The sequence below is a fragment of the Neobacillus terrae genome, assembly GCF_011393025.1.
In the GTDB taxonomy this organism is placed as follows: domain Bacteria; phylum Bacillota; class Bacilli; order Bacillales; family Cytobacillaceae; genus Neobacillus_A; species Neobacillus_A terrae.
Genome location: NZ_JAAOEO010000018.1, coordinates 22,447 through 36,973, shown reverse-complemented (window position 1 = coordinate 36,973; position 14,527 = coordinate 22,447). Strand labels below are relative to the sequence as shown.

Here is a 14,527-nt window from a genome sequence, read left to right as displayed (position 1 = left end):
AGAAGTCAATGTCAAAGTCAACTAATATTAAATGGCATGATGCAGCCATTACTAAAAACGAGCGCAAAGTAAATAACGGCCATGGCAGCGCAGTATTATGGTTTACCGGACTTTCCGGTTCTGGTAAATCCACTCTCGCTAACGCAGTTTCATCAAGTTTATTTCAGAAGGGTATCCACGAATATGTTCTTGACGGCGACAATATCCGCCATGGACTAAACAAGGATTTAGGATTTTCTGATCATGATCGAACTGAAAATATTAGAAGAATCGGGGAAGTATCGAAACTCTTCGTCGACAGTGGTACAATAGTAACTACGGCATTTATTTCACCATTTCGTTCAGACAGGGATCAGGTACGTTCCTTATTTTCAGAAGGTGAGTTTATCGAAGTATTTGTCGATTGCCCGCTTGAGGAATGTGAACGCAGGGACCCTAAGAAGCTTTATGAAAAAGCTCGACGAGGTGAAATAAAGGACTTTACCGGTATCGATTCTCCTTATGAGGCTCCGGAAGCTCCGGAACTGACTATACAGACCGATTCATTATCAATTGAAGAAGCGGTAGAAACGATTCTAAGCTATTTGAAGGATCATAAAATTATCTAAATAAATAGAGTAAAAGGGTGGTGATGAAATGGCAGGAAAAGTATATTTAGTAGGAGCCGGCCCCGGGGATCCGGATTTAATCACTGTTAAAGGTTTGCGCCTTATTCAGGAAGCGGACGTTATCTTATACGATAGGCTTGTAAATCCTGAACTTTTAAAACATGCAAAGAAGGATGCTCAGCTTGTTTACTGCGGAAAACTGCCACATCACCACGCAATGAAGCAGGAAACGATTAATCACTTTTTAGTAAAGTACGCGAAGAAGGGTCTAAACGTTATCCGATTAAAGGGCGGAGATCCGTTTGTTTTTGGCCGGGGCGGGGAAGAAGCTGAAGAATGCGCCAAGCATGATATCTACTTTGAAATCGTTCCTGGTATCACATCTGGTATCGCTGCGTCTGCCTATGCGGGCATACCCGTAACTCACAGGGAATTAAGCCGCAGCTTTGCTTTCATCACCGGCCACCAGATGGGTGATGTGGAAGCCGAACATCAGTGGGAACACTTAGCAAAGGCCGTTGATACGATTTGTGTCTATATGGGAGTTTCTCATCTTCCTTCTATTAAAAATAAGTTAATTAAAGCCGGCAAGTCACCAAAGACACCGATAGCTCTTGTCCATTGGGGGACTCTGGGCGTGCAGAAGACAGTAGTCGGCACATTAGAAACAATTGAAAACCGGATAGTAGAAGAGGGCATTTCAAATCCAAGTATGATTGTCATTGGAGAAGTTGTCAGGCTCCATCAAAAGCTTCATTGGTTTGAAAAGGAAATTCAGCCTCAGCTTCCAGTTCTTCACGGTTAGTTTGAAAGGAGCTTTAGTATGAAAGGGATTCTATTTATTGGACATGGAACGCGTTCGAAAAAGGGAGCAGAAGAAGCAAGGCTTTTTATAGAAAGAGTTAAGGAACAAATTGACGCTCCAATTCAGGAGCTTTCTTTCCTTGAATTGACGGAGCCTTCAATAGAGGAAGGATTTCGCAGTTGTGTGGAAAAAGGAGCAACAGAAATCATGGTAGTTCCATTGTTCCTGCTTGCAGCGGGCCATATCAAGTCTGATATTCCTCAAGCTGTAGCCCCTTTAATGAACGAGAATCCCTCTATTAAAGTAACAATCAGTGATCCATTTGGTGTCCAAGACCTCATGCTGGATGCTGCTGCTGAGCTGGTAAGGAGATCAGCACCGGATTTGTCAGAACAAGACTCTGTTCTCATTGTTGGCAGGGGAAGCAGTGACCCGGATATACTGCAGGATTTTTCAAAAATTGCTGAAGGAATTCGGAGCCGTTTGCCTGTATCAGAGGTTTCAGTATGTTATATGGCAGCTGCTACACCTCGACTTGACGAAGGGCTTGAGGAGATTACAAAGACTACCTCGGGACAGGTTATTCTTGTTCCTTACCTTTTATTTTCAGGTCTCCTATTAGATGAAGTAAATCAAAAGGTTCGCACCAGACAAAAGCAAGGCCAGAACATCATACATACCGGCCAGCTCAGCAGGCATCGGGAAATCGAAAACATCGTGATTCAGCGCGCAACTAATAAATAGAGGTTATCCCCAGCGGATAACCTCTTAAATTTACCCCACGGGGTAAAATAGGTGATTTTTATTCCTCTTTTTCGAAAATGCTTCCAAAAATCTATGAAATTAGTTATTTTTATTGAAAAAAGTGTAACTTTAAGTAGTTTTAGATATCACCAATACATTTTGAAGAAAAATACATCCGATTATGAGGATTTAGGCCTTCTCTTGTATACGGAATGCACGATTTTCTTATGCAAATGCACGGATTCCTTAAAGGAATGCACGAGTTCGCAAAACAAATGCACGAGTTCGCAAAACAAATGCACGAGTTCGCAAAACAAATGCACGAATTCCTTAAAGAAATGCACGAGATCGCAAAACGAATGCACGAGTTCCATAACAAATACACGAGTTCCATAACAAATGCACGAATTCCTTAAAGAAATGCACGAGTTCGCAAAACAAATGCACGAGTTCGCAAAACGAATGCACGAGTTCCATAACAAATCCACGAGTTCTTCTTATGCATGCCCGACCGCTGGACATGTTACATATTGTAGTAATAGAAATAAAGTTGATTCTGTTTTTTACTTAACTTAGAAGATTAACGCAAGAATTTTTAAACTTAAAGAAAGAATTGTTAAAAAATATAATTGGAAAATATCTCCGATTCGTTTAATATATTAATAAATTGTGAGGAGGTAACTATGTCTAAAAAATTAGCTGCAGAAATTAAAGCGGACGGTTCTTTTAACCGTCAGACAAATAGATTTATCACACCATTTGGAAATGGGCCAGATGAATTGCCTGTTGAGGCGGAGCGATACCGTTTACTATGGTCGGCCGTTTGCCCTTGGGCACATCGATCTGTGATTGTCCGAAGAGTTTTAGGTTTGGAAGAGGTGATAAGTCTTGGAACAGCAAGTCCTATGCGGCCAAAAATTCCCCAAGTTGATTGGGAATTTTCCCTTGACGAGGGTTGTGTGGACCCTGTACTTGGCATTCGCTATATAAGCGAGATTTATAAAAAAACAGACCCCGAATACAGCGGACGTCCTACCGTTCCAGTGATAGTCGATCTAAAGGAACAGAAGGTTGTTAATAATGATTATTTTAGACTTACAAACTATTTCGAGACGGTTTGGGCACCTTTTCATAAAGAAAATGCACCAGATTTATATCCGGAAAGTATTCGAGAGGAAATTGATTCTATTAACGGTATCATCTTCAACGATGTAAATAATGGAGTGTATAAATGCGGTTTTGCACAGTCCCAGGAAGCTTATGAAGAGGCTTATGATAAACTGTTTACGAGACTAGATGAATTGGAGTACCGCCTCTCTACGCAGAGATTCCTAATTGGTGATTTTATTACTGACTCTGATGTCCGTTTGTATGCGACTTTAATCCGTTTTGACGCAGCTTACTATGCTGCTTTTAAAACAAATCGAAATAGAATAGTAGATTTCCCTAACCTATGGGGATACTTGCGGGATTTATACCAAACTCCAGGCTTTGCAGACACAACAGATTTCCATGCGATTAAGGTACATTATCATTTATCCAACCATATAGCGAGCAACGACCAAAAGTCAGCCGGAATTTTGCCAAAAGGGCCAGACCTGTCCGGTTTATATTCGAAACATAACCGCGAAGCATTAAGCAAGAGTGAAGAAAAATTTCTAAAGAAATAGGTGAAACGATGATAATCCGTAATGCAAGGGAAAATGAATTAACTTTTATAAGGGAACAAAGGGTTCATTCCTATAAAGAACATTCAAAAAACCTTCCGCTTGAGCATTGGGAGGCCTTAAAGAAGGCTATTTCATCAGAGGCGGATATTCAGCCGGGGGTGGAACTAATAGTAGCGGAATGGGAAGGAAAGGTAACTGGAAGTGTTGCACTTTTTCCTGCAGAAACAGATGCCTATGAAGGGGCAGTTGAATTGCTGGATTACCCTGAAATCCGGATGCTGGCTGTTTCACCTGATACACGAGGCAGAGGAGTTGCAACTGCGTTGGTATCGGAATGTATCAGGCGGGCAAAAGCACAGGGCTGTACCGCAATTGGGCTGCATACCGGACAATTTATGGAGATGGCTATCCATTTATATGAAAGAATAGGTTTTGAACGGCAGCCAGAGTTTGACTTCGAGCCTGCTAATGACGGAATCATTGTAAGAGCGTACAAGCTAGAATTAACATAATGTTATTATGTAAACTTTATTACTTAAAAAAGCCTGAATTCTCCGATTCAGGCTTGTGTTTTGTATTCATCATAGTAAGCAAAGTACTCTTTTACGAAGTTATAAAAAAGGGTTTCTGAGGGGGAGAGCTCTCGGTGTTTAGGAGTTATTAAACCAACGCTTCTTCTTACCTCTGGCTGAGAAATTTTTATCTTAACGGTATCTCTTGGAAGATTGTCGTTAAGAGTTACCTCTGGTAATAATGTGACAGCCATACCCGATGATACTAATCCTTTTATTGCATCCAGGTCTTCACCCTCAAAAGGGATGATAGGCCGGAATCCCGCCTGAAGACAAGAATCCTCGACAATTTTCCGAAGGATATAGCCTTGTGGAAACAAAACAAAAGATTCCCTCATTAATTTCAGCAGGGTAATGGTTTTATCCTGTGCAAGTGGATGGCTTTTTGGCAAAAGGGCCAGGAATTGTTCTGTAAAAAGTATATCTGTACGAATGTCAGGATCCCTTGAGGGTACTGGACCAATAAAAGCTAGGTCAATTTCCCGGTTTTTAACGGCATCTATTAAAAATTGATAAGATCCCTGCCGAAGATGAAAGCGTGCGTCAGGGTGCTTCTTTTTAAATGCTGTTATAATACTAGGTAGAATATTACTAGCAAAGCTCGTTGGGAAACCAATTCGGATGGTTCCACGATCTGGATCTATATATTCATCCACTAACTGCTTGGCATTATTAATGGCTTTAATCCCAATTGCTGCCTGTTTAGCAAATAGTTTTCCAATATGAGTTAACTTAATATTGCGACCATCTTTTTCTAAAAGCTGTACACCTAATTCTGCTTCTAAATTACTAATCTGGCGACTTACAGCAGACTGTGCAACATGCAAAGATTCCGCAGCACTGGATACGTGCTCTTGTTTTGCAACCTCAATAAAATAAATTAATTGTCTAAGCTCCATATCTAAACCTCCAATTCATATCAAATCGAGATTAATTATAACAAAAAAATGTATTGTTAAGATAGAAATTTATTATTAAGATAATATTTAGTAAAAAGAAAGAAAAGTTAGTATAAAATATATTCATATTATTTAACTAATTTTTAATATACTGATAAAATAGTGAATGTATTTAGATACTTAGAAGGGATGGTTAAAATGAAAAAATTTCTTTTAGTAAGTTTAAGTCTTTTAATGGCTGTTGTGCTTGCAGCATGTGGCAGCAGCAATAATGATTCAAAAGAAACAAATGGTGCTGGTGCTGGAAAGGTTTATAAGGTTGGTGTTGATACAACTTATCCTCCTTTTGAGTTTAAAGAAGGCGACCAATATAAGGGAATTGATATTGAATTAATCAACGCCATTGCAAAAAATCAAGGCTTCAAAATCAAACTTTCTCCAATGGATTTCGGCGGAATCATTCCTGCTATGCAGGCTAACCAGCTTGATGTAGCTATTGCTGGCATGAGTATCACAGATGAACGTAAAAAGGTTGTGGATTTCTCAAATCCATATTTTGATGCAGGATTAACAGTTGTTGTAAAGAAAGATAATAGCAAAATTAAGTCCGTTAATGATCTAAAAGGTAAAAAAGTAGCGGTTAAAAAAGGTACAACTGGTGCGAAATACGCTCAGGACAATGCTTCTAAATTAGGCATTGAGGTAGAACAATTCAATGATAGCCCATCAATGTTCCAGGAAGTTTCAAACGGAAACGCTGATGCTCTTATCGAAGACTACCCAGTTATCTCTTATGCGATTGCGAAAAAAGATCTTGGCCTTAAAATCATTGGAGACCGTTTGAATGGTGACAAATACGGTATCGCTGTACTGAAAGGCCAAAATCAGGATGTATTGAAGAAGATCAACAAAGGCCTGGCTGAATTGAAGAAAGACGGAACATATGACAAGATCATCAACTCTTATTTAGCTAAATAAGCAAACGGGCGCGCTTAATGCGCGCTTTGTTTTTAGCTAATCAGAATTTATATCCATAAATTCTGAACCCATAAGCAAAACTAAGGCATCCGCCAAAAAGGACTTGGCAAATGCCAAGTTTTTCTAAGAAAGGAGAAGACACACCTATGGATGTAATTTCTTCAGCAATTCCTCTTTTATTAAAAGGACTCGAAGTTACCATATATATTTTTATAATTGCAATAATCCTGGGATTCTTACTTGGTTTATTAGTTGCTCTGTTCAGGCTTGCACCTATTAAAATTCTAAACTGGATTGCGATAGTCTATGTAAACGCTATACGTGGCACTCCATTCATTGTTCAGTTATTTTTCATTTATTTCGGAATCAATTCATTACATTTTGTATCATTAAATAGCACAACCGCTGGTATAATTACAGTAGCAATAAATGCTGGTGCCTACTTTTCCGAGATTATTCGTGCTGGTATCCAGTCTATCGATAAAGGACAAACAGAAGCGGCTAGATCTCTTGGTCTTACAGGATCACAGGCAATGCGCCATGTCATCCTGCCACAGGCTTTTAGAAGAATGCTGCCAACCATTACAAACCAATCAATTATTAGTTTAAAAGATACATCCCTATTATCTATCATCGGAATAGCCGATTTAACCCAGCAGGGACAAATCCAGGCTTCTGCTACCTTTGAAGCATTCAAAATCTGGCTTACAGTTGGGGTTATTTACTTCATTATCATTTACCTTATTTCTGCATTGGCTAGTTTCGTTGAGAGGAGGTTCGAACTGCGATGATTATAATTTCTGTAAAAAATCTGAAAAAGTCATTTGGCAGTGTTGAGGTCTTAAAGGATATAAACGCAGAAGTAAAGGAAAAAGAGGTTATCTGTGTTATTGGGCCATCTGGTTCAGGAAAAAGTACCTTCCTGCGGTGTTTAAACCGTCTCGAAGATATTTCCGGCGGAGAGGTTGTTATTAATGGAAATAACATCACCGACCCTAAAGTCAACATCAACAAAGTACGTCAAGAGGTAGGGATGGTTTTTCAGCAGTTCAATCTGTTCCCTCACAAAACAGTTTTAGAAAATATCACGCTTGCTCCTATGAAAGTCCGCTCAGCTGAAAAAGCAGAAACAGAAAAAAGAGCAATGGAGCTGCTTGATAAAGTAGGACTACGCGAGAAAGCAAACAGCTATCCAGGCGAGCTTTCCGGTGGCCAAAAGCAGCGTGTTGCTATAGCAAGAGCACTTGCCATGAATCCTAAAATTATGCTTTTTGATGAGCCGACTTCGGCGCTTGACCCAGAAATGGTAGGAGATGTTCTCGAGGTCATGCAGCAGCTTGCTAAAGAAGGAATGACCATGGTCGTTGTTACTCACGAAATGGGCTTCGCTAAAGAGGTAGGGGATCGGGTTATTTTTATGGACGGCGGCTATATAGTTGAAGAAAATACTCCTGATGAACTATTCGGCAATCCTCAGCATAACCGTACAAAGTCCTTCCTAAGCAAGGTATTAAACCACATTTAATATGAAATCAAAAGTCTTCAATCCAAAAAGGGTTGAAGGCTTTTTTAATACTGGGTAGTTTGCCTTTTATTACTTTTAGGGTTATAAATAAGTTACTAAATTACTTGCTGAGCAGGAGGATATAAGTTGCCATTAGAGCATTTAGGAACATTACTAGTAGATCAGCAGCTTCAATTATCATCCAAAATAAGTCATAGATTGAATGAGAGATACACTCAGTTTTTAAATGAATCCAGTATCAAGGATCGGGAGATTGTCAGATGGAGAGGAAAGCTTATCGAGTATATTGGTAAGGCTATTATTTCTAATCAGCCTGAGAATGTGTGGGAACAATTAACCGACTGGGCCCAACAAACGGGTGCCGGAGCGGCCCAGTATAATGTAGGAATTGATGAACTCATGAAAACGATAAAGGTCTACCGTGAGGTGATCTGGGAATTTGTTGAAAATCAGAATCATGATGAACTGAACTTCAAGTCCTTTTTACATATAAATAAAATAATCGATTCATTTTTAGACCAGACAGCGTATGTTTTTAGTACTTCCTATGTGAAGCAACACGCAAAAAATCTCAGTTTTGTCAGACAATCCATGCTTGAAATTTCTGCACCTATTGTTTCTGTTTCCGACAATATTGCAATTCTTCCATTGGTAGGGGAGATCGATACTGACAGGGCTAAGGTCTTGATGGAAACAGCACTAGAAAAATGCAGTGAGCTAAAGAATACTGAATTAATCATTGATTTATCCGGTGTACCTATAGTGGATACTATGGTTGCAGACCAGCTGTTTAAAATAGCACATTCTCTGAATTTAATTGGAGTAAAACCAACCTTTATTGGCATTCGGCCGGAAATTGCACAAGCAGTCGTTCATTTAGGAATTGATTTTACAAATATCAGTACCATGGGTAATTTAAAACAAGCGTTAAAAAATAGATTTTAAAGCCTATCAATTTGGATAGGCTTTTTTTATTGTAGCTCTCTACCTATGAAATCTTTCTCCGGACAATAAGGCAATATATTTCTACGCAGCAAATCCATTTCTCTTCATTTGCAAATTTTTTCTTAACACAATTCGAATAATTTATTTTAAAGCCATTCATCCGCGATGGAGCCATTGTCCACCATATCGCAGGCCGCGTTTGTGATAGCCTCAGCTAAGGTACTGCCTACAGCACATACCTCATTAAAGCAAACCTCGCTATCTCCATTGGTTTTATAGGTAAAACCATCCTCTTCTAATTTTTTAACAATCAGCATCGCGTGGTCAATGTTTTGCTCTGGCTGAAATTTGGAAACAGGAATAAAGATATTGTTTTCAAAATCATACCATCGGTCCCATCTGTTTAATTTCCAGCCAAATATTCTTCGTGCGATGATTTCTGCTTTGTTCAAAAGGTTTGACCTCCTTTTCCCCGGATTTTAATATTTTATCATTGTCATGGTTAGGAACTGATTAAACTTTATGTCCAATTTTCGAATTAAAAAAGACAGTCTCCAATCCAAGACTGTCTTTGACGGAACTCTTTTTCATGCAGTTTTATCATCATCCAGCTCTATTTGATTTTGTATAGCCCTGAGCAAATCATTCGCCTTTGAGCCCAGCATCATTGCTAGTTCTTCAAATAGTTCATCTCTTTTTAAATCTAATTGTATGATTTGTTTCGCTAATTTTATCCCTCTTGAATGTACCATTTTCATTAACTCCTTTTAAAAATTATAATTTCAAAATCAATGGCAGGATTGGAACTAAAATGGATAGTAGAACAGCAGAGGTAATCATCGCTGCGCTCCCCATTGCGCCTTCTTCTTCACCCCAAAGAAGGGAACGGTTCGCCCCTAGCATTTATGCAGAGGTATCCATTGCCAACCCTTTGGCCGCCTTGCTTTTTATTTCTAAACCTTTAAATAAATGAGGGCCAATTGTTAAAGAAATAAGGGCGGATAAAACAACAAAGAAAACGGTGGTTGATGTAAGGCCTCCAAGATCACTTGAAATAATTAAAGCAATTGGAAGGGTGACAGACTTTGGTATTAATGAAGCGACTAATTGATGTTTCAAGTGAAAAATACTGGCCAAAACTCCTGCAGAAATGACTCCCATAGCCGTACCGGTAAACACGCCCATAAGAATTTTTTTATAATTAGTCTTTAAAAACATCCATTGTTTATATAGTGGAACAGCAAGTAAAACAACAGCCAGCTGCAATAGCTGATTAAAAATATGGCTGCCTTCTTGATAAGAATCCTCCCGTATATGCCCAGAAACCAATAATAAAATCAAAAGAACCGAAGAGGTATACAAAGGATTCAGCCAGCTCTTTTGATATTTAATATAAAGCCATAAACCCGACAAGTAGCATAAAAGGGTGAACACAACGCAGAAAAAAACATTTTCTGTATAAGTAATCATTTTCGATTTCTCCTTTTTATTTTTTCATACCATTCCACAAAAAAAGCTGTACCTAACAGATTGCATATACTCCAATTTAATATCTCTCCTAAACGGGAGGATAAAAAGAGACTGACAATGGGCGGTATAAATAGCAAGGTAAGATGTTTTAACTGAAAAGAAGCTGCTTTTTTTATCTAATCCAATTTAATCACACCTGTTAATAGAAACAGAAAGAGGAGAAGCATGCCGGCATCGCTTTCCGGTAAAGGAAGGTGAAAGGCAGCAACTGAACTGTAACCCAGCAAAAGGAAGCCAATAATGATCAAGAGCTGAAAAAACCAACTAAGTTTCACAATATCTGCCCCCAACTGTTTAACTATGTCAGTTATCATAAAGCATTTAACGAGGAGAATCATTATAAATGTCAAAAAATCTGACATGGTTTTTTAGAAACGATTAAGACAATGTAAGAAAGTCTAACAAAAAAGAACAGCCTCCGATTGCTGAGACTGTCCATCGTTTTAATCTATCTTATAGTGGCTTTTCCTTCCTTTTAAATAAATGCACATTAAAAATACACAAGTGAATAGATTGGGAAGAAGTTGTATTCTTTAAGAATTTATTATATACAAACAAATGGTTAGTCCACCTCTAAAAAGGGTATGGATTAGTACAACCTTTTAAAGGAGGTGGCACACCATGAAAATCGAAGTGAAATGTGATGTTGAAAATTGTAAGTATTGGGCTGAAGGTGATCAATGTGTAGCTGACTCCATTCTTGTAGTTGCACATAACGGAGATGAAGCTGCAAATGTTATGGAGACAGCTTGTAAAACCTTCGAAAAACGTTAATTTTGTAAAATGATATTAGGGAACTGGACGGCACACGCTGTCCATTTTTTTTTGTTGACATTTTTTCCTCCCCTAGCAAATAACATCTAGAATTCCTTTAAATACTATTTTTAAAAAAAATATAAAAAAAGGTATAATTAAGTTAATACATATATAAGCAGTGGGGGAAGGTAATTTATGAAATGGTCAGACATACCTTATTTATGGCAAGAAACTTTTAAAGTGGCATGGGAATCCTTCCTGGATGGTTCACGCCCAATAGGAGCAATAGTGGTTAATGATGAGGGAGAAATCATTTCTAGTGGAAAAAGCTCCACTATGAAAGAGACCGATGGGTCGGTGATTTTTCATAATGAACTAGCACACGCAGAGGTAAATGCATTATTAAAGGTTGATAACCGAATACATAAGCAAGTGAATGGATATACCTTATACTCTTCGTTGGAGCCTTGCCCACTATGTTTTGGTGCTTTTTACATGAGTGGGATCCGGAATCTGAAATATGCTGCTAAAGACAAATACGGCGGCAGCACAAATCTGAAAGGGACCACACCTTACCTTAACAGAAAACCGATCAAGATTTCAGGCCCAGTCCCGGAGTTAGAGAACCTATCTATTTTGCTTAACTCTTATTATGATTATTCTATTGATTACAAGAAAGCCCATCCTGTACATATTGGAATGGCTGAAGATTACCCGGTAGCAATGAATCTGGCTAAGAAATGGGCAGCAGAAGAAAAATTAAAAAATCCTAATCAATATAAAATTGAGGATATTTACCATCTCATGTTGGAAGAATTAAACTCCTTGCAAATAGTTTAGGTTAAGGAGGACAAAAAAGGGCAATATGTACTTTGTTAAAGGAGGCTGATACGCCTCCTTTAATTTTTTGTTTTTACATTTAATACCTAGGATGTTTTTGCATAAAATATAAAAACCACACAGCATGATTTTGTTCATCTGCTGCGGCACGGCGGAATGTTCGCTTAATAAATTGATCCTGAGCTCTCTCTGCAATCTCATGATAAAAGTCTACGGTTTCCTGCTCATCCCTAAATGCAAACTCCAAACCCGGTCTATAGGCATTAGGACAACCTTCCTGGATTTCCGTTCTTGGCTGCCTTCCTGTCAAATTGGTGTAAATTCTGACAAACTCCTCAAAATGACGTCTTTCATCCTTTTGAATCTCCTTAATTTGCCTTCTTTCACTCTGTGACCCTGCCATTTGAGCAAGCCTTTCATAACAGGCAATGGCGCTATACTCACCATTAATTGCTTTCTGAATATCCTTCACTAATTGAGTGTCAACCGGCGCTCTATAAGAATCATAAAAGTAAGGATTATTATTATAAAAGTTATAACCTGCATTCATAATTGGGCACCTCCTGCGTTTATAATTATCAACTTATCTTATGTTTTATAAATAGGCTGGTGTGCAGGTCCTCATATACTGATCAATAATTTTTAAAAATAAAAAGACAAACAGAATAGAATAGTATTGTTCATATTTCGGATTTAAAAAATAGGGCGGTCTAAGACCTATGAGGGCCAGTTTATAAGAAAAAGGATTGGAATAATAGTACTTCTACTTTTTCCTCAGATTGGTTGATTAGTTGTAACTTTATTTCACGGATGTATTGATAGACATGCGTACTAGTACCGCCTTGGTTAATTTTTGTTCTTATAATTACTTGCTTCATTATGGCAAATGGGGATGGGTTGTTTTTTACATGATTGTTTTAACAAGTATTTTCCTTGCAGGAGTTTATGGGGGTGTAAAGGTTTTTAAATAAATCCTTTTATGAATAATGGATCAGAAGAGCTACCCAGGCGACGATGACTCAATTAAAATTTCTACTTTAATGTTCTTGACAATCTATTTTATAGGTTGTATTATTATCTCAGATTCAAGATATTTAAATTCAAAGTAAAATAAATCAATTGCTCTTTTATTTTTTTAAATAAATATCTCGAAATCAAGATAAATTCATTCTTTTAGGAGGAATAAACATGGTAAGTATAGGTTTATTATTAATTCGTTTGGTTATCGGGCTTTCATTTATGGGTCATGGGTCACAAAAATTATTTGGCTGGTTCGGCGGCTATGGATTAAAAGGAACAGGCGGATGGATGGACTCAATCGGTATTAAGCCTGGTGTTACGATGGCATTGATTGCTGGGCTTGCAGAATTTTTCGGAGGACTTTTATTTGCTTTAGGTTTTTTAACTCCTCTTGCCGGAGTAATGATTGCGGCCACAATGGTTATAGCAATTATTAAGGTGCATGGTCCTAATGGATTTTGGTCTACAGGAAATGGGTATGAATACAATCTGATCTTATTAGTGACTGCAGTTGCTGTTGCGCTAGCAGGACCAGGCAAATACGCATTAGACGCTCTGTTATTTTAAAAATACTTTAATTAATGATTTTCAATTCCTGTTTTTAAAAATGGGGAAATATAAAATGCAACTGAAAAGAACCAGTATTTAGGAACAACAAAAGGAGTGAACATAGTGAGTAAAAAAACAATAGGTATTCACCATATAACAGCCATAGTTGGACATCCTCAAGAGAACGTGGATTTCTATGCGGGTGTTTTAGGTCTTCGTTTGGTGAAGAAAACGGTGAATTTTGATGATCCGGGTACGTATCATCTGTATTTTGGCAATGAAAGCGGTAAGCCAGGTACAATTATCACCTTCTTCCCTTGGGCAGGTGCTCAACAGGGGACCATTGGAGATGGCCAGGTAGGAGTCACATCCTATGTTGTTCCGATTGCCGCCACTGATTTTTGGGAAAAGCGGCTCGAAAAATTTCAAATCCCTTATTCAAAAATGGAACGTTTTGGTGAGCAGTATTTGGAATTTGATGATCCGCACGGTCTTCACTTGGAAATTGTTGAAAGAGAAGAAGGAGATGCTAATACATGGTGTTTTGGGGAAATAACACCCGATTTTGCCATAAAAGGATTTGGAGGAGCGACTCTTTTATCTTCACAGCCAGACAAAACAGCCGATTTGTTAAATAAAGTAATGGGTCTCGAATTAATTGGGGAAGAAGGAGATTTTACCCGTTATCGTTCAACTGCTGAAATCGGTAATATTATTGATTTAAAATTAACCCCTATTGGGCGAGGACGTATGGGAGTAGGTACTGTCCACCATATTGCATGGCGGGCAAGTGACAACCATGATCAATTAGATTGGAAAAATCATATTGAAACAAATGGATACAGGGTTACTCCAGTACGTGACAGAAACTATTTTAATGCCGTATATTTCAGAGAACATGGGGAAATTCTTTTTGAAATTGCGACCGACCCTCCTGGATTTACTCATGATGAATCAAAGGAAACAATGGGCACAAACTTAATGCTTCCTGTACAATTTGAGCCACACCGAAGACAGTTGGAACGTACACTGATTCCAATTGAGGTAAGAGAGTTAGACTGAGTTTTGGTCCCAACAGAAGCATTT

19 protein-coding genes are annotated in these 14,527 nt (G+C 38.3%); 13 read left to right on the top strand and 6 right to left on the bottom strand.

The features are described 5' to 3' along the window. The first annotated feature begins 8 nt into the window (after positions 1-8). From cysC to G8761_RS20095, 5 genes are all read left to right on the top strand, one after another. Positions 9-608: an adenylyl-sulfate kinase gene (cysC, locus tag G8761_RS20115; protein ID WP_166029763.1), complete on the top strand. Its 600-nt coding sequence runs from the start codon at positions 9-11 to the stop codon at positions 606-608. Between the two features lie 28 nt (positions 609-636). Next, a complete protein-coding gene (gene cobA / locus G8761_RS20110; protein WP_166029762.1) occupies positions 637-1,413 on the top strand; it encodes a uroporphyrinogen-III C-methyltransferase in 777 nt (258 codons plus the stop codon). 18 nt (positions 1,414-1,431) lie between these two features. Then, the gene (locus G8761_RS20105) at positions 1,432-2,157 is read left to right on the top strand and encodes a sirohydrochlorin chelatase (protein WP_166029761.1); all 726 of its coding nucleotides are present in this window, start codon (positions 1,432-1,434) and stop codon (positions 2,155-2,157) included. Between the two features lie 683 nt (positions 2,158-2,840). Continuing rightward, positions 2,841-3,827 (top strand): glutathione S-transferase family protein, encoded by a 987-nt coding sequence (locus G8761_RS20100; RefSeq protein WP_166029760.1) that lies wholly within the window; start codon positions 2,841-2,843, stop codon positions 3,825-3,827. Positions 3,828-3,835: 8 nt separating this feature from the next. After that, positions 3,836-4,339 carry a GNAT family N-acetyltransferase gene (locus tag G8761_RS20095; protein WP_166029759.1) on the top strand — a complete coding sequence of 168 codons (504 nt, stop codon included), beginning with the start codon at positions 3,836-3,838 and terminating at the stop codon, positions 4,337-4,339. A gap of 47 nt (positions 4,340-4,386) precedes the next feature. Here the strand turns inward: G8761_RS20095 and gltC are convergent, their stop codons facing one another. After that, entirely contained in the window at positions 4,387-5,298 is a 912-nt protein-coding gene (gltC, locus tag G8761_RS20090; protein ID WP_166029758.1) for a glutamate biosynthesis transcriptional regulator GltC, read from the bottom strand. 198 nt (positions 5,299-5,496) lie between these two features. Here gltC and G8761_RS20085 point away from each other — a divergent pair, with 198 nt between their 5' ends. The 4 genes from G8761_RS20085 (at position 5,497) to G8761_RS20070 (ending at position 8,746) form a co-directional block, all read left to right on the top strand. Further along, complete coding sequence (locus G8761_RS20085; protein ID WP_166029757.1) at positions 5,497-6,276, top strand: transporter substrate-binding domain-containing protein; 780 nt, start codon at positions 5,497-5,499, stop codon at positions 6,274-6,276. A gap of 146 nt (positions 6,277-6,422) precedes the next feature. After that, positions 6,423-7,067, top strand: a complete 645-nt coding sequence (locus G8761_RS20080; RefSeq protein ID WP_166029756.1) for an amino acid ABC transporter permease — start codon at positions 6,423-6,425, stop codon at positions 7,065-7,067. Next, positions 7,064-7,801, top strand: a complete 738-nt coding sequence (locus G8761_RS20075) for an amino acid ABC transporter ATP-binding protein (RefSeq protein ID WP_166029755.1) — start codon at positions 7,064-7,066, stop codon at positions 7,799-7,801. Before G8761_RS20080 ends, G8761_RS20075 begins: the two co-directional genes overlap by 4 nt. A 126-nt stretch (positions 7,802-7,927) precedes the next feature. Further along, entirely contained in the window at positions 7,928-8,746 is an 819-nt protein-coding gene (locus G8761_RS20070) for an STAS domain-containing protein (protein WP_166029754.1), read from the top strand. A gap of 146 nt (positions 8,747-8,892) precedes the next feature. On the opposite strand, the gene G8761_RS20065 is transcribed toward G8761_RS20070, so the two are convergent. The 4 genes from G8761_RS20065 to G8761_RS20050 all read right to left on the bottom strand — a co-directional run bounded on the left by G8761_RS20065 (position 8,893) and on the right by G8761_RS20050 (position 10,551). Next, on the bottom strand, positions 8,893-9,198 hold the full coding sequence (locus G8761_RS20065) for a BC1872 family protein (protein ID WP_166029753.1): 306 nt from the start codon (positions 9,196-9,198) through the stop codon (positions 8,893-8,895). A 135-nt stretch (positions 9,199-9,333) separates the two neighbouring features. Continuing rightward, positions 9,334-9,498 carry a hypothetical protein gene (locus tag G8761_RS20060; protein ID WP_166029717.1) on the bottom strand — a complete coding sequence of 55 codons (165 nt, stop codon included), beginning with the start codon at positions 9,496-9,498 and terminating at the stop codon, positions 9,334-9,336. A 151-nt stretch (positions 9,499-9,649) separates the two neighbouring features. Next, positions 9,650-10,216 (bottom strand): LrgB family protein, encoded by a 567-nt coding sequence (locus tag G8761_RS20055; protein ID WP_243450098.1) that lies wholly within the window; start codon positions 10,214-10,216, stop codon positions 9,650-9,652. A 176-nt stretch (positions 10,217-10,392) separates the two neighbouring features. After that, the gene (locus G8761_RS20050; protein ID WP_166029752.1) at positions 10,393-10,551 is read right to left on the bottom strand and encodes a hypothetical protein; all 159 of its coding nucleotides are present in this window, start codon (positions 10,549-10,551) and stop codon (positions 10,393-10,395) included. Positions 10,552-10,897: 346 nt separating this feature from the next. On the opposite strand from G8761_RS20050, the gene G8761_RS20045 reads away from it, so the two are divergent. Beyond that, positions 10,898-11,050 carry a DUF1540 domain-containing protein gene (locus G8761_RS20045; RefSeq protein WP_166029751.1) on the top strand — a complete coding sequence of 51 codons (153 nt, stop codon included), beginning with the start codon at positions 10,898-10,900 and terminating at the stop codon, positions 11,048-11,050. 177 nt (positions 11,051-11,227) lie between these two features. Beyond that, a complete protein-coding gene (locus G8761_RS20040; RefSeq protein WP_166029750.1) occupies positions 11,228-11,872 on the top strand; it encodes a nucleoside deaminase in 645 nt (214 codons plus the stop codon). Between the two features lie 79 nt (positions 11,873-11,951). Here G8761_RS20040 and G8761_RS20035 read toward each other — a convergent pair whose 3' ends face one another. Continuing rightward, complete coding sequence (locus G8761_RS20035; RefSeq protein ID WP_166029749.1) at positions 11,952-12,422, bottom strand: ferritin-like domain-containing protein; 471 nt, start codon at positions 12,420-12,422, stop codon at positions 11,952-11,954. 638 nt (positions 12,423-13,060) lie between these two features. Here G8761_RS20035 and G8761_RS20030 point away from each other — a divergent pair. Further along, positions 13,061-13,459: a DoxX family protein gene (locus G8761_RS20030; protein ID WP_166029748.1), complete on the top strand. Its 399-nt coding sequence runs from the start codon at positions 13,061-13,063 to the stop codon at positions 13,457-13,459. 105 nt (positions 13,460-13,564) lie between these two features. Beyond that, positions 13,565-14,503: a VOC family protein gene (locus G8761_RS20025; protein ID WP_166029747.1), complete on the top strand. Its 939-nt coding sequence runs from the start codon at positions 13,565-13,567 to the stop codon at positions 14,501-14,503. Positions 14,504-14,527: the final 24 nt, after the last annotated feature.

Excerpts from the sequence above, each read along its gene's own strand:
- gltC (WP_166029758.1), bottom strand. The coding sequence starts at position 5,298 with ATGGAGCTTAGACAATTAATTTATTTTATTGAGGTTGCAAAACAAGAG.
- G8761_RS20030 (WP_166029748.1), top strand. The coding sequence starts at position 13,061 with ATGGTAAGTATAGGTTTATTATTAATTCGTTTGGTTATCGGGCTTTCA.
- G8761_RS20105 (WP_166029761.1), top strand. The coding sequence starts at position 1,432 with ATGAAAGGGATTCTATTTATTGGACATGGAACGCGTTCGAAAAAGGGA.
- cobA (WP_166029762.1), top strand. The coding sequence starts at position 637 with ATGGCAGGAAAAGTATATTTAGTAGGAGCCGGCCCCGGGGATCCGGAT.
- G8761_RS20040 (WP_166029750.1), top strand. The coding sequence starts at position 11,228 with ATGAAATGGTCAGACATACCTTATTTATGGCAAGAAACTTTTAAAGTG.
- G8761_RS20075 (WP_166029755.1), top strand. The coding sequence starts at position 7,064 with ATGATTATAATTTCTGTAAAAAATCTGAAAAAGTCATTTGGCAGTGTT.
- G8761_RS20035 (WP_166029749.1), bottom strand. The coding sequence starts at position 12,422 with ATGAATGCAGGTTATAACTTTTATAATAATAATCCTTACTTTTATGAT.
- cysC (WP_166029763.1), top strand. The coding sequence starts at position 9 with ATGTCAAAGTCAACTAATATTAAATGGCATGATGCAGCCATTACTAAA.
- G8761_RS20060 (WP_166029717.1), bottom strand. The coding sequence starts at position 9,498 with ATGGTACATTCAAGAGGGATAAAATTAGCGAAACAAATCATACAATTA.
- G8761_RS20045 (WP_166029751.1), top strand. The coding sequence starts at position 10,898 with ATGAAAATCGAAGTGAAATGTGATGTTGAAAATTGTAAGTATTGGGCT.
- G8761_RS20080 (WP_166029756.1), top strand. The coding sequence starts at position 6,423 with ATGGATGTAATTTCTTCAGCAATTCCTCTTTTATTAAAAGGACTCGAA.
- G8761_RS20085 (WP_166029757.1), top strand. The coding sequence starts at position 5,497 with ATGAAAAAATTTCTTTTAGTAAGTTTAAGTCTTTTAATGGCTGTTGTG.
- G8761_RS20055 (WP_243450098.1), bottom strand. The coding sequence starts at position 10,216 with ATGATTACTTATACAGAAAATGTTTTTTTCTGCGTTGTGTTCACCCTT.
- G8761_RS20100 (WP_166029760.1), top strand. The coding sequence starts at position 2,841 with ATGTCTAAAAAATTAGCTGCAGAAATTAAAGCGGACGGTTCTTTTAAC.
- G8761_RS20095 (WP_166029759.1), top strand. The coding sequence starts at position 3,836 with ATGATAATCCGTAATGCAAGGGAAAATGAATTAACTTTTATAAGGGAA.